General features: G+C 35.2%; 20 protein-coding genes. 11 read left to right on the forward strand and 9 right to left on the reverse strand.

The genetic code is table 11. The features are described 5' to 3' along the window. Positions 1–43: 43 nt before the first annotated feature. The 6 genes from ACZ1AQ_RS11245 to ACZ1AQ_RS11270 all read right to left on the reverse strand — a co-directional run bounded on the left by ACZ1AQ_RS11245 (position 44) and on the right by ACZ1AQ_RS11270 (position 4,454). A complete protein-coding gene (locus tag ACZ1AQ_RS11245; protein WP_489632999.1) occupies positions 44–619 on the reverse strand; it encodes a hypothetical protein in 576 nt (191 codons plus the stop codon). A 3-nt stretch (positions 620–622) separates the two neighbouring features. Next, entirely contained in the window at positions 623–1,918 is a 1,296-nt protein-coding gene (locus ACZ1AQ_RS11250) for an AAA family ATPase (protein ID WP_489633000.1), read from the reverse strand. 90 nt (positions 1,919–2,008) lie between these two features. Further along, entirely contained in the window at positions 2,009–3,163 is a 1,155-nt protein-coding gene (locus ACZ1AQ_RS11255) for a 5-(carboxyamino)imidazole ribonucleotide synthase (protein WP_489633001.1), read from the reverse strand. Positions 3,164–3,168: 5 nt separating this feature from the next. Next, a complete protein-coding gene (locus tag ACZ1AQ_RS11260) occupies positions 3,169–3,582 on the reverse strand; it encodes a type II toxin-antitoxin system VapC family toxin (RefSeq protein ID WP_489633002.1) in 414 nt (137 codons plus the stop codon). Then, positions 3,579–3,842, reverse strand: a complete 264-nt coding sequence (locus ACZ1AQ_RS11265) for a DUF6364 family protein (RefSeq protein ID WP_489633003.1) — start codon at positions 3,840–3,842, stop codon at positions 3,579–3,581. The genes ACZ1AQ_RS11260 and ACZ1AQ_RS11265 overlap by 4 nt, the downstream gene beginning before the upstream one ends. A 66-nt stretch (positions 3,843–3,908) precedes the next feature. Then, positions 3,909–4,454 (reverse strand): hypothetical protein, encoded by a 546-nt coding sequence (locus tag ACZ1AQ_RS11270; RefSeq protein WP_489633004.1) that lies wholly within the window; start codon positions 4,452–4,454, stop codon positions 3,909–3,911. A gap of 98 nt (positions 4,455–4,552) precedes the next feature. Here ACZ1AQ_RS11270 and hpt point away from each other — a divergent pair, with 98 nt between their 5' ends. From hpt to ACZ1AQ_RS11295, 5 genes are all read left to right on the forward strand, one after another. Then, positions 4,553–5,083, forward strand: a complete 531-nt coding sequence (hpt, locus tag ACZ1AQ_RS11275; RefSeq protein WP_489633005.1) for a hypoxanthine phosphoribosyltransferase — start codon at positions 4,553–4,555, stop codon at positions 5,081–5,083. Between the two features lie 69 nt (positions 5,084–5,152). Further along, positions 5,153–5,725, forward strand: coding sequence for an adenylate kinase (locus ACZ1AQ_RS11280; RefSeq protein ID WP_489633006.1), 573 nt, complete (start codon positions 5,153–5,155; stop codon positions 5,723–5,725). A gap of 169 nt (positions 5,726–5,894) precedes the next feature. Beyond that, a complete protein-coding gene (locus ACZ1AQ_RS11285) occupies positions 5,895–7,169 on the forward strand; it encodes a hemolysin family protein (protein WP_489633007.1) in 1,275 nt (424 codons plus the stop codon). A 171-nt stretch (positions 7,170–7,340) separates the two neighbouring features. After that, the gene (gene obgE / locus ACZ1AQ_RS11290) at positions 7,341–8,342 is read left to right on the forward strand and encodes a GTPase ObgE (RefSeq protein WP_489633008.1); all 1,002 of its coding nucleotides are present in this window, start codon (positions 7,341–7,343) and stop codon (positions 8,340–8,342) included. 177 nt (positions 8,343–8,519) lie between these two features. After that, complete coding sequence (locus tag ACZ1AQ_RS11295) at positions 8,520–10,664, forward strand: S46 family peptidase (RefSeq protein ID WP_489633009.1); 2,145 nt, start codon at positions 8,520–8,522, stop codon at positions 10,662–10,664. A 153-nt stretch (positions 10,665–10,817) separates the two neighbouring features. Here ACZ1AQ_RS11295 and ACZ1AQ_RS11300 read toward each other — a convergent pair whose 3' ends face one another. Together ACZ1AQ_RS11300 and ACZ1AQ_RS11305 are read right to left on the reverse strand one after the other, a co-directional pair. Next, complete coding sequence (locus tag ACZ1AQ_RS11300; protein WP_489633010.1) at positions 10,818–11,849, reverse strand: glycosyltransferase family protein; 1,032 nt, start codon at positions 11,847–11,849, stop codon at positions 10,818–10,820. Positions 11,850–11,857: 8 nt separating this feature from the next. Further along, the gene (locus ACZ1AQ_RS11305; RefSeq protein WP_489633011.1) at positions 11,858–12,673 is read right to left on the reverse strand and encodes a UDP-2,3-diacylglucosamine diphosphatase; all 816 of its coding nucleotides are present in this window, start codon (positions 12,671–12,673) and stop codon (positions 11,858–11,860) included. A 235-nt stretch (positions 12,674–12,908) separates the two neighbouring features. On the opposite strand from ACZ1AQ_RS11305, the gene ACZ1AQ_RS11310 reads away from it, so the two are divergent. Together ACZ1AQ_RS11310 and ACZ1AQ_RS11315 are read left to right on the forward strand one after the other, a co-directional pair. Next, a complete protein-coding gene (locus tag ACZ1AQ_RS11310) occupies positions 12,909–13,598 on the forward strand; it encodes a tetratricopeptide repeat protein (RefSeq protein WP_489633012.1) in 690 nt (229 codons plus the stop codon). Positions 13,599–13,643: 45 nt separating this feature from the next. After that, complete coding sequence (locus tag ACZ1AQ_RS11315) at positions 13,644–14,999, forward strand: UDP-N-acetylmuramate--L-alanine ligase (RefSeq protein WP_489633013.1); 1,356 nt, start codon at positions 13,644–13,646, stop codon at positions 14,997–14,999. Between the two features lie 49 nt (positions 15,000–15,048). Here the strand turns inward: ACZ1AQ_RS11315 and ACZ1AQ_RS11320 are convergent, their stop codons facing one another. Continuing rightward, positions 15,049–15,654: a DUF1287 domain-containing protein gene (locus ACZ1AQ_RS11320; protein WP_489633014.1), complete on the reverse strand. Its 606-nt coding sequence runs from the start codon at positions 15,652–15,654 to the stop codon at positions 15,049–15,051. A 70-nt stretch (positions 15,655–15,724) separates the two neighbouring features. Between ACZ1AQ_RS11320 and radC the strand changes: the two genes are divergently transcribed. From radC to ACZ1AQ_RS11340, 4 genes are read left to right on the forward strand one after another with little or no spacing between them, the layout of a single operon-like run. Next, on the forward strand, positions 15,725–16,417 hold the full coding sequence (gene radC / locus ACZ1AQ_RS11325; RefSeq protein WP_489633015.1) for a RadC family protein: 693 nt from the start codon (positions 15,725–15,727) through the stop codon (positions 16,415–16,417). A 54-nt stretch (positions 16,418–16,471) separates the two neighbouring features. Next, positions 16,472–16,975 (forward strand): Xre family toxin-antitoxin system antitoxin, encoded by a 504-nt coding sequence (locus ACZ1AQ_RS11330; RefSeq protein ID WP_438066466.1) that lies wholly within the window; start codon positions 16,472–16,474, stop codon positions 16,973–16,975. After that, positions 16,975–17,433 carry an RES family NAD+ phosphorylase gene (locus ACZ1AQ_RS11335; RefSeq protein WP_489633016.1) on the forward strand — a complete coding sequence of 153 codons (459 nt, stop codon included), beginning with the start codon at positions 16,975–16,977 and terminating at the stop codon, positions 17,431–17,433. The genes ACZ1AQ_RS11330 and ACZ1AQ_RS11335 overlap by 1 nt, the downstream gene beginning before the upstream one ends. Positions 17,434–17,437: 4 nt before the next feature. Beyond that, a complete protein-coding gene (locus ACZ1AQ_RS11340) occupies positions 17,438–18,127 on the forward strand; it encodes a YjjG family noncanonical pyrimidine nucleotidase (protein WP_489633017.1) in 690 nt (229 codons plus the stop codon). Positions 18,128–18,171 lie beyond the last annotated feature (44 nt).

Below are 18,171 nucleotides of genomic sequence, written 5' to 3' on the forward strand. Positions count from 1 at the left end.
GGGAATTCCTACTAGGGGTGAGTAGGGTTTGAGTTGTTATTTATTATAATTCTGGAATCATATTCCAAATGTCAATATTGAATTCTTCTTGAATGGCTCTTAAGTATTTCAGGGATTCTATTTCATTTTCAATTTTTTCAGTGAAATACTCGTAAACTGAAATTTGTTTTTCTGATATTCTCTCTTTTCTTCTATTAATGAATCTCTTCCTGTTTTTTACAAAAATTTCATCGTTCAAATTCAAAAGATCAATTAGATTTTTGGCCTCAATATCTTCAGGATTGTGAAGAAAATAACCGTCAGAATAAATTAATCTTGATTCAAAATGCTCATCAAAAGGATATAGGATAGGTTCAATCCAAGTACTTCTTTTAAGATTATTTGGTTTATGTTTAACCATATACCAATTTTCATATGAATCGATATTTGAATATTTTAAATTTGGGTTAAAATGTTCAATATCTACTGCGTCGTTAATTCCAATGTATTCTTCGGTGTAAGCACAAAAGTTTTTTTGTTCTTTTAATAAAATCTTTCCTAATATAGAATTATCTCCTTTTTTGTATTTTATATCATTCAGAATAACCTCAGAATTGGAGTTTTTAATTATTCTTCTCATACCTTAAAAATTATACTCGTCTCCAATTTTTTCTAGTTTTTCAGCATATTCTTTTTTGATTTTTTCATCTTTCTCAAAGTGTATTTTTTGCTTCAAATCTAAATATTCATTGTATTTTGCCTGTCCAAACTTGTTGATGTAATTGATGCCAAAATCATTATAGAGTATATCATTCGGGTCATCTCCAATTGGCGATGTACCTCTGCGAACCGCTACTTTTCCTTCTTCGTCAAAATAGAGTATAAAACGTTCTTCGGCTTCAAAAGAGGCAGTAATAAATGGAGAATGTGTGGCTACGATAAATTGTGCGTCGGGTGCCAGTCTCTGATAATGATCCATTAGTTCCATTTGCATATCAGGATATAAGGAACGTTCAGGCTCATCAATTAAGATGATAGAATCTTTGGTGTCAAGTTTGAATAATGGTAAAAACGACAATAGTAGTCCTTTAGTTCCATTACTAGTATTTTGGATTGGGATAATTTCTTCTGTTTTTTTGTTTTTTATTGGGATAGAATATTCGGTGTTAACCAAATCAACTTCCAAATTTAATTTTTCCAAAAGAGGATTGAATTCTTTTGCAAATTCTTCAATTTTGTTAGGGTTTTCTTTTTGCCATTTATCAAATTCTAATTGGATTGTAGAAATGTCTGTAATTGGTTTTTTGTGAACAAAATCAGACATTTTTTGAGTAAAATTTTTACGATAGAGTAAAATTTCTTGTAACAAGAAAAGCCACATTTCAGGCTCAACATTTTCATCAAAAGAGGAATTAAAATCTTCTTGACCGACAAAAGTTGTGTCAACGAGTTGAATCTTTTCTCGATATTTTTCAAATAAGTCAATTGGGTTTTTTGTAAAAATATCAATATTCTTATCTGAAATTAAATTGGCTTTAAAGTAAAATACATCTTTTTTGAGTTCAGGAACTATTAATGTAGAGCCATATCCGTCTTTGTTTTTGAAAATATAATTTATGCCGTTATATTTGAATTCTTCTGCTTTTCTATTAAATTTATTTTTATCAAAGTGTAATTCAATTTCGCCATTCAATGTTGGTAGATAGTGACTAAATATAGATGGAGAAGAAGTGTTTCCATTTAATAGATTTAAGTGTAAAGCACAATTAATCTGTTCATAAATTAATTCCAACAAACCTGTTTTTCCAGTAGCACTTTGTCCAATAAAACATATTTTATCCAAGGGTTGACCTTTACGATCACCACTTTGATACGTAAAATCAAAATCCAGATTTTCTAGATGTCTAAACTGATTGATATGTAATTTTGAAATTTTCATATATTGAATTTTTACAAAGCTAATTTAAAAAATCATAGGTAAAGGAGCAACGTAACTAAGGACTAATTACTAATCAATAGATACTATTTACTAAGTACTAATCACTCTTATCGTATTCTTTACCTCCTCCGCAATTCTTCTTGCTTCGGCCATATTTTCATTGGCAATGGTCACGTGTCCCATTTTTCTAAAAGGACGGGTTTGCTTTTTACCATAAATATGTGGGGTAACTCCATTCCAACCTAAAATCGTTTCGATGTTTTCGTAAACCACGTTTCCAGAATGACCTTCGGCACCTACCAAATTGACCATAATTCCAGCCACTTTACTATCGGTATTGCCTAAAGGTAAATCCAAAATGGCACGTAAATGGTTTTCAAATTGTGAGGTATAACTCGCTTCAATGCTGTAATGACCTGAATTGTGCGGACGAGGCGCCACTTCATTTACCAATATGTCGTCGTCTTCGGTTTGAAACATTTCAACCGCCAAAAGTCCTACGTGGTTGAATTGTTGCGAAACATTTAGCGCAATAGCTCTAGCTTTTTCGGCTACTTTTTCATCGATTCTAGCAGGACAGATTACATATTCTACTTGATTGGCTTCGGGATGGAATTCCATTTCGACCACAGGATAGGTTTTGATTTCGCCCGATGGATTGCGGCAAACGATAACGGCCAATTCATTTTTGAACGGAATCATCGTTTCGGCTATACATTCTACATTGGGTAACAAATCCAAATCCGAAGCTTTTCGAACCACTTTTACGCCGTTTCCGTCGTAACCAAATTCAGTACATTTCCATACAAAAGGCAATCCAACTGCGCTCGATGTAACAGCTAATTGTAAAGCATCAAGATTTTCAAATCGAGTATAGGGAGCGGTTGGAATATTATGTTTTGTGTAAAAATCTTTTTGCACGCCTTTGTTTTGAATCAAACGCAAGGTTTTTGGCGAAGGATATACTTTTTTGCCTTCGTTTTCTAGTTTTTCTATGGCTTCTAGATTTACCAATTCGATTTCGAAAGTCAGAACATCGACTTGTTTTCCAAAGTTGTACACGGTTTCAAAATCCATCAAATCGCCTTGAAAGAATTGGTTGCAAGCGATTTTGCAAGGGGCTTCGTCGCTAGGATCGAGTACGTAAGTTTGGATGTCAAATTTTCGAGTGTCAAACAATAGCATCTTGCCTAATTGTCCGCCACCTAATATGCCTAGTTTAAAATCAGAAGAAAAAAAATTCATTTGTTTTATAGTGTGTTTAAAAATTCATCAGGAGTAAGCACTTTCATTTCTGCATTTTTATAGTCTTTTAAATCTCTTGTTACAATGCATTCTATGGTGTTAATAGATTGTGCTGAAGTGATTTGAATGGCGTCTTCGAAATCTTTGTGATTTGATTTTAAGCTTTTTTTGATGATATTGATATCCACCGGAATAATCAATACGTGTTCAACAACGTGCTCTAATGCCAATCTTGTTTTTTCCTCAGAAATTGATTTTTTTAAGATATAATGTAATGTTGTTATAGTATTTGAAGAGGAATATAATTTTATTTTTCTTTTAATAGCTAGATTATAGATTGATAACGATTTATGAACAAATGGTTCTCTATTAGCAAAAATATCAACTAATATATTGATGTCGATAAAAATATTTCTCATATACCGTATTTCTCTTTGTAATGCTCGTCCCTAGCTTTTTTTACATCAAAATCTTTAGGTAATTCAATAATACCAACGAATTTTTTTAAACTTGGATCTATCTCGTCGTCTTTGTTTTCTTGTGAATTATTTGATGTAGAAACCAAACTTTTAAAATAGTTTTCTACCATTTCTGACAAACTTCTACCAGTACCTTTGGCATAGATTTTAGCTTTTTCTATGACATCTTTTTCTAACGATAATGTGAGTTTAGTGTTCATATACGTATAGTTTTTGCAAATGTACGGATAATTTTCATTTCGTTTATTTTCGAAAATAGAAAAACGCTACTTTATTTTCTTTAATATCTCCTTTGAAACGGCTTTATAGGCTGCGGATTGATTGGGATAGTCTTTTTCGATGATAATTTGTAACTCAGGATAAATCCAATCATTCGATTTTCCTAGAACGAATAGTGTGCGGATACTGTAGCATTTGGCCGCTACTTTAGTATCAGAAATCAACCAATCAAAGCAGCATTCCGTTATTAGTTCAAGATGTTTTGGGGTGAGTTGTATGGTCTTCTTTTTAAAATGATTTTCAACCAATAACTGCATTACTTTGGCAACCGGACGAATCGCACTTTCATTGTTGAGTTGATTTAAATGCGAACAAAAAAAATCCAAATGAGATTGCAGCCATTCTAGTTGACTATAAGCCACTTGTTCCAAAACCCAACATGCTTTGTATGACTTTTCATCTTCAGTAGCAAAGCAAAGATGTAGCAATTCTTCAAAATGAGCGGGATGGTTCAAAACAAATTGTGCCGCCAGCACTCTTTTATCTCGATAACCACTTACATAATCTAGATGGGACAACAGTTCAGTGCTCATTTTGGATGGTTTTAATTTAAAAATACAAATTTAAAATCAATTGTTAAATGTCAAATCCGAATTCTGTATCTTTGCGCATTATTTTAAACCTAAAAATAATGATACAACTTCACGATAAACAATTTGTTCCGTTTATTTCTGCTAACGAAATTGATTTTGCTATTACCAAATTAGCCGCTCAAATTCAAGACGATTTTGCCGATGAGACTCCTGTTTTTGTTGGAGTTTTGAATGGATCATTTATGGTGGTTTCAGATTTTATGAAAAAATACAAAAAACCTTGTGAAATCACTTTTATTAAGATGGCTTCTTATGAAGGAACTTCTTCTACAGAGAATGTAAAACAATTAATAGGTTTGAATCAAGACCTTTCAGGTAGGTCAGTTGTGATTCTCGAAGATATTGTAGACACCGGAAATACTTTGGTAGAATTAAAAGAATTGTTCAAAAGTCAAAATGTAAAGCATTTCAAAATTGCCACTCTTTTCTTTAAGCCTGAAGCCTACAAGCAAGATATTAAAATTGATTATATCGGCATCCGAATTCCAAACAAATTCATCGTTGGCTACGGACTAGATTATGATGGATTGGGAAGAAACTTATCTGAAGTATATCAACTAAGCGAATAACTAAAATTAACTATAACTAATTAAAAGGTAATCTTTACATGTAAGGTTGCCACTTTTAAAATTACAAAAATGATTAACATTGTTTTATTTGGGAAACCAGGTGCAGGAAAAGGAACTCAAGCAGAATTCCTAAAAGAAAAATACCAATTAGTTCACATTTCTACAGGAGATGTATTTCGTTATAACCTGAAAAATGATACCGAGTTAGGAAAACAAGCTCGTGTTTATATGGATGCAGGAGATTTAGTCCCAGATGAATTAACCACTAAAATGCTAATTGACGAGGTAAACAAAAATTTGGATGCCAAAGGAATTTTGTTCGACGGATACCCAAGAACCATTTCTCAAGCCGAAGCATTAGATGCCTTTTTGCCAACTATCGGTAGCCAGGTAACTGCTACTATTGCGCTAGAAGCTGATGACGAAGTACTAGTGGCACGTTTGCTTGAAAGAGGAAAAACAAGCGGTAGAGTAGACGACCAAGACGAAGAAAAAATCAGAAACCGTTACCAAGAATACAATGAAAAAACAGCTCCTTTAATGGATTATTATAAGGCGCAAAGCAAATTTCACGCTGTAGATGGTATAGGAAGCATTCAAGAAATTACCGAAAGACTTACACAAGTTATCGATAATTTGTAGGAGCAATTCCAGCTGTACGTTACAAGTCCTCCTCTTGTGGTTTGTTTTTGTAAAGCATCGCCCAAGCTTCTTTCAGTCGCTTAGCGCTACTAACAAAAACTAAACCACAAGAGTCCGGGCTTTTCTCTTCCATCTGGGCTAAAAAGAAGTTTAACTAACAAACATAAAATTGGAATTACTGATTATCTTTTTTCTAATACTCTTAAATGGCGTTTTCTCTATGTCAGAAATCGCATTGATTTCAGCAAGGAAAAATAGATTAGAAACAGCTGCAAAAAAAGGAAATAAAAGTGCAAAAACGGCATTAGATTTAGCCAATTCTCCCAATAAGTTTTTGTCAACCGTACAAATAGGAATCACCCTAATTGGTATTTTGACAGGTATTTATTCTGGAGATAAAATCACCAAAGACGTTGAGCTTTTTATACAAAGCTATGAAGTTTTTCAACCCTATGCCCATTCCATTGCAGTTGGGATTGTGGTTGTTGTTCTTACCTTTTTCTCTTTAGTACTAGGGGAATTGTTGCCCAAACGAATTGGTCTCAACCACCCAGAGTCTATCGCGAAGACTGTAGCGATGCCAATGAAATTTATTTCGATAATCACGGCTCCGTTTATATGGTTGCTTACCTCTTCTACAGATGCTATTTTAGATATTTTGCAAATCAAACCTACAGCAGACGGCAAAGTAACCGAGGAAGAAATCAAAGCCATTATCAAAGAAGGAACCGAAGGAGGCGAAGTACAAGAAATAGAACAAGATATCGTAGAGCGCGTTTTTCATATTGGTGACCGGAAAGTCAATTCTTTAATGACGCACAGAAAATCAGTTGTTTTCTTGCCTTTTGACGCAAACAAGGAACAAGTGCGACAATTGATGTTGAAAGAATTGCATTCTATTTATCCTGTCTACAAAGAAAATTTTGATGATATTGTTGGTGTAGTCAACCTCAAAAATATCTTTGCCAATTTTGAAAATGAGAATTTCAATTTGGCCGATATTATGACCGAAGCGCCATTTATTATGGAGCAAACCACGGCTTATACTGCACTTGAAGATTTTAAGAAAACAGGAATTCACTACGCTTTTGTATCCGATGAATACGGCGTTTTTCAGGGTGTTATTACTTTGAATGATATACTTGAAGCCTTGGTAGGAGATGCTGCTGAGTTCTACAAAGATGATTTTCAGCTAATAGAAAGAGAAGATGGTTCTTGGTTGGTTGATGGGCATTATTCATTACACGATTTCTTAACTTTTTTCGAGCTTGATGAATTAATCAACGATTATGAGGTAACCACGGTGAGTGGTTTAATAATGACCGAGTTGTCGCATATTCCAAAACAAGGAGAAAAATTGATTTGGCAAAAGTTTGAGCTAGAAGTCATTGATATGGATGGGGTTAAGATAGATAAAGTAATGGTGAAAGCCTTAAATGGTTAATTTGGTTTAGGGTTTAAATGTTTAATGTTGTTGGTTCTCAGAACAAATTTAAACCTTTAGACTTTTAGACTTTTATACAAGAAAAAATGACAGAAGATTTGAAATTAAAAGGAGGACAGCCAGTGGCTGTCAGGTATTTTTTTTTAGATTTTTTGAAAAGTAAAAGAAATTATGACAGAAGGAAATTTTGTAGATTACGTAAAAATATTTGTTTCATCGGGTAAAGGTGGGAAAGGATCTACGCATTTGCACAGAGAGAAATTTATACAATACGGTGGGCCAGATGGTGGAGATGGAGGTCGAGGAGGACACATTTATCTAGTAGGTAATAAAGGACTTTGGACTTTATTTCATCTAAAATTTGCCCGTCACATCAAAGCGGGTCACGGAGGAGATGGTGGTGGCGACAGAAGTACGGGTGCCGATGGAGAAGATAAATTTATCGAGGTGCCATTAGGAACCGTTGTAAAGGACAAAGAAACTGGCGAAACATTATTTGAAATCACAGAAGACGGAGAAAAACAAGTTTTATGCCGCGGCGGAAAAGGTGGATTAGGTAACTGGCATTTCCGTAGTTCGACCAACCAAACTCCAAGATATGCGCAACCAGGTTTACCTGGAGTTGAAATGGATGTAATTCTGGAGCTGAAAGTTTTGGCTGATGTTGGTTTAGTAGGTTTCCCAAATGCAGGAAAATCAACTTTGCTATCGGTGTTGACTTCTGCGAAACCTAAAATTGCCGATTATCCTTTTACTACTTTAAAACCTAATTTAGGAATTGTAGCCTATCGCGATTTTCAATCGTTTGTAATTGCTGACATTCCGGGAATTATTGAAGGTGCAGCCGAAGGGAAAGGGTTAGGACATTATTTCTTGCGTCACATCGAGAGAAATTCTACGCTGTTGTTCTTAGTTCCAGTAGATACGCCAGATATCAAATCGGAATACGATATTTTGGTTAACGAATTGACCAAATACAATCCAGAAATGCTAGACAAAGAACGTTTGTTGGTTATTTCAAAAATTGATATGCTAGACGAAGAATTAAAAGCAGAACTAAAAGCAGAATTAGATGTTAAGTTCAAAGATGTTCCTTATATGTTCATTTCATCGGTTGCTCAACAAGGGTTGACCGAATTGAAAGATAAATTATGGAAAATGTTGAACGAATAGTTTCTTTTCATTTTAATATAAAAGGTGTTCTTGAAAAAGAGCACCTTTTTTTTTGTTTTATAAAATTCATAAAATTAAGTTAATAAAGAGAATGTAAAATGTGATTTTGAATGCGAATAGTCGTTTAAAATGCGAAAATGACTTATATTCGCAATGCTAAAAAAAATATGTACCTATATGAAAAAGATTGTCTTATTCTTGACCTTATGCCTTATGGCTTTTCCTGTAAAAGCAGATGAAGGAATGTGGTTCTTGATGTTTATCGAAAGATTAAACCATAGAGATATGGAAAAAATGGGCTTGCAATTGACAGCCGAGGAAATTTACAGTATCAACCACCACAGTTTGAAAGATGCGATTGTACAATTCAATGGCGGATGTACTGCCGAAATTGTTTCAAAACAAGGTCTAGTTTTGACCAATCACCACTGTGGCTATGACGCGATTGCAGAATTGTCATCAGAACAAAATAACTATTTGAAAAATGGTTTTTGGGCAAAAGACAAAAGTCAAGAACTAAAACCAAAGTCGTTGTTCGTTCGTTTCTTTGTGCGTATGGATGATGTTTCTAAACGTATTTTGTCTAAAGTAAATGATAAAATGACAGAAGCTGAGCGCAACAAAGCGATTCAACAAGAGATTGCTTTGATTGAAAAAGAGAACAATGAAGGCGGAAAGTATACTGTTTCGGTTCGTCCGTTTTTTCAAGGAAATGAATACTACTATTTTGTGTACCAAGATTACAAAGACGTTCGTTTGGTAGGAACTCCAACAGAGAGTTTAGGGAAATTTGGTGGAGACACCGACAACTGGGAATGGCCACGTCACACTGCGGATTTTTCTATGTTTAGAGTGTATGCTGATAAAGACGGAAATCCAGCAGAGTATTCTCCAGAGAATGTGCCATTGCAACCAAAACATTATTTGCCAATAAGCTTAAAAGGAGTGCAAGAGAACGATTATGCTATGATTTTAGGGTATCCTGGTCGTACCAACAGATGGATGCCAGCTAATGGAATTGAGCAAAACGTGAAGTATGCTTATCCTGCTTGGGTAGAAGGTGCCAAAACTGGAATGGACAATATGAAAAAGTTTATGACTAAAGATGCTACGGTAAATTTGCAATATGCTTCTAAATATGCGTCTACAGCAAACTACTGGAAAAACCGTCAAGGAATGATTGATGCTTTGACCAAAGCTAAAACGGCTCAAACCAAAACGAAAGAAGAAGCTAAATTTAATGCTTGGGCTAACAAAGCGGAGAACAAAGCGAAATACGGAGACGTTATTGCTACAATCAATAACTACTATGCGCAAACCAACTTAAAAGCGCGTCACGATAACTATTTGACACAATTATTGCGTACTGCGACTTACGGAACTTTACCTGCTAGTTTAGGAAATGGTTTAATCGCTTATGCTAAAGAAAACGAAGCAAAAAGAGCTGAAATGTTGCCAAGACTAACTTCAGCAATTGATGGCGCTTACGGAAGTTTGTACGCCCCTCTTGAAAAAGAAGTATTGACCGCACAATTGAATTTGTATGCTGCTAAAGCGGCTGAATATGGTTTGGCACCAAAAGTAGCTGAAATGAAAGCGGCAAATAATGGTGATTTTACCAATGATGTACACAAAGCGGTGACTTCTAGTATTTTTACTTCAAAAGATGCAGTGCTTGCGTTTTTGAAAGAGCCTAAAGTTGAAACTATTACTAACGACCCTTTGTATGTTATTTCTAATGATTTGATGACCAAAATCAGAGCGAAATCTCCAGAACAATCCAAAGCTGATGATGATTTTGCTATCGCTTTCCGCAAATTGGTGGAAGGTTTGAGAGAATCAAAATTGAATACGATTCAGTATCCAGATGCGAATTCTACTTTGCGTTTGACTTACGGAAAAGTTCGTGCTTTGCCTGCTGACAAACGTAACGATGCCAAAATTAACAATTACACAACGATGACTGGAATGGTGAACAAATACAAAGCGGGTGACGCTGAGTTTGATTTGCCTGCTCGCTTATTGGAGTTGAATAAAGCTAAAGATTTTGGTCAATATGCGGATAAAGCGGGATATATGCCAGTAAACTTCTTAACTGATACCGATATTACAGGTGGAAACTCAGGTTCACCAGTATTGAACGGAAAAGGAGAGTTGATTGGTGTTGCTTTTGACGGTAACATTGAAGCTATGGCTGGTGATGTTATTTTTGATAAAAAACTACAAAGAACCATCAATTTAGATATTCGTTTTGTGCTTTGGATTATTGACAAATATGCTGGAGCTCAAAATATTATTGATGAAATGACTATCGTAAAATAGTTCAAAATCAAATTGAAGGCAAGAAAGAATGTTGTGGCTCTTTAGCCCCGATAGCAGTGAAAATCCTTTGGTGGCGGTGTTCGACACCAAAGATTGTAACGGATAGCGGGACGATGACAACCAGAACGCCTATTTTTTCTGCTTCTAAAAACTTTAATAGATAAGACCGTCTTGATTCATTTCAAGGCGGTTTTGTTTTTGGAAATAGGTGTCAAACAAGAAGTCTAAAGTGTGTGGAATGACATTGGCCTCGATTTTTGGGTAATTCATAGGCAAGGTGAGCCAATTTTCTATAATCAAATCGAAATCTCGACCGACTTCGTAAATAACGGGAATACCCATTTTTTTTAGAGCGGCAGCGTTGCATTCTTGCTCGTAATGTTTTCGAATGGGGATGGAAAGGATTTTTTTGCGAAGGTACAATGCCTCGGAAGGCGTTTCAAATCCGCCGCCAGTGATGATGCCTTGGCATTTGATTACACTTTTGTTGAACAGCGCTTGGTCTACTGGATAATAAGTGATGTTTTTGACTCTATGCTTTGTTTTTACGTCGCTCAAAAACCAGTGAAAGTGCTCGTTGGGTAATTTATTGAAGGCTTTTTCTAAACACTCTTTTTGAAAAGAAGGTAGATAAACGGTAATGTGTCCGCCATTTTTAGGCTCTGCGTGTAAGATTTCGTCTTTGATGATGGGTGGCAAAATGAAATCATCGTAACGCTCAAAATGCAATCCAATATTTTGAGGAGCGGGTGCGTAATGTCTGAAAATTAATTCACCAATGGCATCTTTTCTTTCGGGGCGAGGGGTTAGTTTTGAAGTGAAACTGGCTTGATGACCAAAAGACACGGAATGTTTTTTTTGTAGTTTACAAGCAAATGAAGTGATGGAATCAAAATCATTGATGATGACATCGTATTGGTCTAGTGGTAGCGAACGGGCATCTTTGTAGATTTGGTTGGGCTTTACTTTTTTGGCAATATTCCAATAGTCTAATCCGCCACATTGACTGTAATGAAGGCTCAATCCGTTGCTTCGGTATTTGATAGGAATGCTTGGATTTAAAGAAGCGTAAGTGCCGCTTAAAAGGAAATCTACTTCGCCATACTTTTGCAGATAAGGGTAGAGTTGAATGGCTCTGCTAATGTGTCCGTTTCCCGTGGCTTGGATGGCGTAGAATATTTTCATTTTACAGATTAGGATAAGATTTTGACCACAATGTCGTTCTTTGTTTTTTCTTCGGAAGTATCGGCATCTTTGTAATGTTCTTTAAGGTATTGGTAGATGCTCCATTTTCCTTTTTTGTATTCCAAAGCGGTTAGATTTTCTACCCAATCACCACTGTTGAGATAAGTGACTTGTCCGTGCTCATTTTCGATGGTTTTCATTTGAGGTTTATGGATATGGCCACAAACCACGAAGCTGTAGCCTTTTTCTATGGCGATTTCGGCGGCTGTGGTTTCAAAATTGCTGATAAAAGCGACGGCCTTTTTTACACTGTCTTTGATGGTTTTGGAGTAGCTTCTTTTTTCTTTACCGAACAATTCGCGAAACCAATTGATGCAACTATTGATTAGAATCAACAAATCATAACCTTTGCCACCCAATTTAGCAAGGATTTTGGCATAGCCTCTTGTGGAGGAATCAAACACATCGCCGTGAAAGAACCAGGTTTTTTTACCATCGATTTCTAAAACTAATTTATCGACCAACTCAAAATTTCCTAGAACAAAATCGGAATATTTACGAAGAGCTTCATCGTGATTTCCGGTGATGTAGATGACTCTTGTTCCTAAATTGGAGAGTTTTATGATTTGTCTCAAAACATTCATATGCGCCACAGGAAAGTAACTTTTGCTGAAATTCCACATATCGATAATATCGCCATTGAGAATTAAAATTTGTGGTTGAATGGATTTGAGGTATTGTAGTAATTCTTTGGCTTGGCAACCATACGTGCCCAAATGCACATCACTAATTACGACTAGAGGAATTTTTCGTTTACTTTTCATATGTGTGAATTATATTTTTTAAAGGACACATATGTTATCGACTTGCTTCTCTTCGGTGTTTGCTTAGGCAAACTTTTGGTTGTTATCGATTTCATATAAAGTTTTTACGAAAATAAGATGGTAGTGTTAGGGGAATGTGATTTTAATTTTTTCTTTGTATTATTTATTTCGTCTTAGTTTATCTTGAATGTAAATTATGCGTCTGTTTACTCTAAAATTTATTTATTTTTGAAGAATGAAAAAATCAGTACTGTTTTTTATTCTATTTCCTCTTTTTATGGTTTCACAATCTAATTTCGAAACAGCCGAAAAGTTATTTGAAGCCGGAAAGTATGTACAAGCAGCTCCTTTGTTTGAGTCGGTATTGAAAACAAATCCAAATGATTTGAAAGCGTTAGAATATCTTGGCGATATCGCAGGAAAACAAAAGCAATGGGACAAAGCGCTAGGCTATTACAATAAATTAAAAAAAATAAAACCCAATGAAGCCGACTATCATTACAAATGTGGTGGCGTTATGGGGATGAAAGCTAAAGAAGTGAATAAATTCAAAGCTTTAGGGATGATTGGCGACATTCGTTCCTCTTTTGAAAAAGCCATAACCCTAGAGCCTAAACACATTGAGGCGAGATGGGCACTCATTGAACTCAATTTGCAATTGCCCGGAATAGTTGGTGGTAGTCAAGCCAAAGCGATACAGTATTCTAATGAGTTATTGAAAATTTCTCCAGTAGATGGTTATTTGTCTCGTGGGCATATTGAGGAGTATTTTGACCGCTATTCGGCTGCTGAAATTCAATATAAAAAAGCGCACGAAATTGGCAATTCAAAAGTCACTTTTCAAAAATTATATCAATTATATTTGAAAAAATTAAACAACCCGAAGAAAGCGCAAGAACTAAAAGGGCAATTTGAAAAAAATTAATCAAATTTCGTTTGAAATTTAGAACCTATAAATCTGGAATCTACTATGAAAACTCATTTTATAGCTATTGGCGGAAGTGCAATGCACAATTTGGCCTTGGCTCTTCACAACAAAGGATATAAAGTAACGGGTAGCGACGATGCTATTTTCGAACCTTCAAAATCTCGCTTGGAGAAAAAGGGAATTTTGCCTGCTGAGTTGGGTTGGTTTCCCGAAAAAATCACTGCTGATATTGAAGCAGTAATTCTAGGAATGCACGCAAAAGCTGATAATCCAGAATTGTTAAAAGCGCAAGAATTAGGATTGAAAATCTACTCTTATCCTGAGTTTTTATACGAACAATCCAAAAACAAAACCCGTGTTGTAATTGGAGGTTCACACGGAAAAACTACCATTACCTCAATGATTTTGCACGTGATGCACTATCATAACATAGCAGTAGATTATATGGTGGGTGCCCAATTGGAAGGGTTTGATACTATGGTGCATCTTACAGAAGAAAATGATTTTATGGTTTTGGAAGGGGATGAGTATTTGTCTTCACCAATTGACAGAAGGCCTAAATTTCACTTGTATCAACCGAACATTGCTTTAATTTCTGGAATTGCTTGGGACCATATCAATGTGTTTCCGACCTATGAAAATTATGTCAATCAATTCGAGATTTTTATTGGCAAAATCACCAATGGCGGAATTTTAGTGTATAATGCAGAAGATGCAGAAGTGAAAAGAGTGGCCGAAGAAGCTACGAATCCGATTCGTAAAATGGCGTATACTACTCCGAGCTATGAAGTAAAAGATGGAGTAACGCTTTTAGAAACGCCAGAAGGACCTATGCCAATTGAAGTTTTTGGAGCACATAATTTGAATAATCTTGCGGGTGCCAAATGGATTTGTCAAAATATGGGTGTAGATGAAGCTGATTTTTATGAAGCGATTGCTAGTTTTAAAGGAGCTTCGAAACGATTGGAGAAAATTGCCGAAGGTAAAGGGAAAGTGGCTTACAAAGATTTTGCGCATTCACCAAGTAAAGTGGCTGCCACTACAAAAGCCGTAAAAGAACAATATCCTGAGCGTACTTTGGTAGCTTGTTTGGAATTGCACACTTACAGCAGTTTGAATGCCGAATTCTTAAAAGAATATGAAGGAGCACTGGAATATGCTGATGTTGCCGTGGTTTTCTATTCTCCGGATGCCGTAAAAATTAAACAACTCGAAGAAGTGACGTATGAACAAATAGCTAAAGCTTTCAACAGAGAAGACTTAATCATTTATACTAATCCAGCCGAATTCAAGACTTTTTTGTTTAATCAAAATTTAGAGAATTCTGCACTATTGCTAATGAGTTCTGGAAATTATGGAGGGTTGAATTTTGATGAAGTTAAAAATTTGATGTTGTAATTTCGAATTGATAAAATAATGATAAGGTGTCAGTTTTTGGCACCTTTTTTTATTTCTCGTATTGAAAATGTCCTACTATCTTGTATTTGAATAAGCAGTCTTCTAACACTTGTCCATATCCTACATTATGAACAAGTAAGGGGCGTAAACCATCACTTGATTTCTTATGAGTTACAATTCCTATGTGAGGAAGTTTTCCGTTAATCATCCAAGTGACAATGTCTCCGGTTTTGTAATCCTTAGCGCTATCGGATACTAATAGTTTTTTGCCTTTTCTTTCAAAGAAAACTTCCAAATTTGGAACCCTTCTGTGGTCAATGTTGGTATCGGTTTTCTTCATTCCCCATTTTTTGAGATTGGGATATTTTGAAAAATTTGCCTTCATATCCTCGTGTACTTCTTTTTGTAAATCAATATTGAGTTTTCTGTAGGCTCTTATTACTACATCGGTACAAACGCCTTTGTTTTTGGGAACATCCCCATTTGGATATTTTATGGAGCAATAAGTTGGGTCATATTTGACATTTGGATTTATAATTGCTAGCGCAGCTTCCGAAAGTTGTATGGAGAAGGCTCTTGTATTTGATGTAAAAGCTGGATTTGTAGTAGTAGTCGAAAAATAATTTAGTAGGAAAATTAAATAAATTGCTTTCATTTTTTTACTTTTATTATAAAACGATGTTTTTTCAAAACTAGTATAGTGTTCAATTTTAATTATTTAGCATTTGGAAGCAACTAATTTTCCTATTACCCATTGGTCAGAAGATGACAAGCCTCGCGAAAAAATGATGCTCAAAGGTAAAAGTGCCTTAAGCGATGCCGAATTAGTCGCCATCTTGATAGGTTCAGGAAGCAGAAATGAATCGGCAGTGGCGCTGAGTAAACGTATTTTAGCTAGCGTCAATAATAATTTGTCTTCTTTAGGAAAACAATCTTTGGCTCAGTTGATGGAATTTAAAGGGATAGGCGAAGCCAAAGCCATTACAATTGCCGCTGCTTTAGAATTAGGTCGTAGAAGAAAGGAAGAAAACCCTCTCGAATTGGTAAAAGTAACTTCGAGTAAAGTGATGTATCAAGAAATGTATCCAATAATAGGAGAGTTAGCTCACGAAGAGTTTTGGGTGGTATATCTTAATAATGCGAATAAGATTATTTTTAAAGCACAACTCAGCAAAGGAGGAATTACAGGAACTGTTGTTGATGTGCGATTAGTATTTAAAATAGCATTAGAACAAAATGCAGTAGCAATAATTTTATCACATAATCATCCATCAGGAAAATTGCAAGCCAGCGAAGCCGATATTCAGGTAACTAAAAAAATTAAAAATGCTGGACTACAGTTGCATATTCCTGTCTTAGACCATATAATTGTCACTGAGCATAGTTATTTTAGCTTTGCTGATGAAGGAATTTTATAATTAACGTATTTAATACGGACATTTGTCTTATATTTGCAGACAAATGTCTTTTTTATGGAAGCTATTAAACTAAATTCTCAAACAGCTATCAATGCAATGGTGCGTTCTTTTGTTTCTAAATTAGAGCAAAGTAGTGGCTACAAAGTGTTGAATAAAAAATTGACGTATGCTGATTTTTTAAAGAATAAAATGCTAATTGTTCACGCCATTCGCGAAGGGATTCCCTATGAATTTTTTAAATTGATTCAAGAACAAACGCCTTTTAATGAAGAAGATTGGGCGCTTTTCTTAGGAATATCTACAAAATCTTTACAGCGCAGTCGTGCCAAGGATAGTTTTGTTTTTAAACCTTTGCAATCCGAAAAAATATTAGAACTGGCCGAAGTCACCACCGTTGGCAGAACCATTTTTGATTCAGAAGAACAATTTTACAGCTGGTTAACGCTTCCTTCATATGCTTTAGGTAATCTAAAACCAATTGAGTTATTGCGAGATTCTTACGGTAAAGAAATGGTCTTGCAAGAGATGGTAAAAATCGACCAAGGTATTTTTGTGTAATGGAAGTTTTTCGACTAGCCCGAAAGAAGTATCCCATAGAGTTGTCAGGTAAAGGTGCTTCAATCTGTGGTGCGAGATGGAACTCTAAAGGCACAGAAATCATTTACACAGCAGAAAGTAGAGCACTTGCTATGGCAGAAGTGGTAGTACATTTGTCATTAGCTACTTTGCCAAGCGATTTTGTAATGCTAACCATTTCTATTCCTGACACTATCGAAATTAGCGAAGTCAAAATGGCTGATTTACAATCAGATTGGAATGTGTTTCCTTCCTCTTTTCATACGGCTGTAATTGGAGATCGCTTTATTCAACAAAATGATTTTGCGATACTCAAAGTACCTTCAGCAGTGGTCAAAGGAGATTTCAATTTCTTAATCAATCCGTTTCATAAGGATTTTAAGCAAATTCAAATCATAGAGCAAGTTGATTTTCCTTTTGATAAACGAATATTCAAATAATAGTATGCTTTTAAAAAATATAACCGATGTCTTTTTTGATTTAGATCACACTCTTTGGGATTTTGACAAAAATTCTGAAATGGCTTTTGATGCTATTTTCAAAAAAAATCATCCTGATGTGGATACGACCTTATTTATAGAAAAATATATCCCATTTAACCAAGCCTGTTGGAAACTGTATCAACAAGATAAGATTACGCATAATCAATTGCGTTATGACCGTTTGAAATTGTCATTTGATGCCTTAGGATATGCTATTTCTGACGCAGCAATTCATCAAATGGCAATTGACTATATTGATTTGTTGCCTGAAAATAACTTTCTATTCGAAGGAACTATTGATATTTTAGAATACTTGCATAAGAAATACACTTTGCATATTATTACAAACGGTTTTGCTGCTGTTCAAGATAAAAAAGTTAGAAATTCTAATTTAGAAATTTATTTTAAAACCATTACCAATTCAGAAATGGCAGGGGTTAAGAAACCGAATCCTATTATTTTTGAGCACGCACTCGAGATGGCCAATACCAAAAAGGAGCAGAGTGTAATGATTGGGGATTGTCTCGATGCAGATGTAAATGGGGCGATAAACGCGGGTTTAACAGCTATATTTTTCAATCCAAATCAGGTTCCTGTAGCGCCCGAAATCAAACAAGTGAAACATTTACTAGAGTTAAAGAATTTCTTGTAACTTTAAACCAATTAGAAAGAGGTTTTTTCCTCTGTTTTTTTACT

It is taken from the genome of Flavobacterium sp. UM26, from assembly GCF_057922445.1.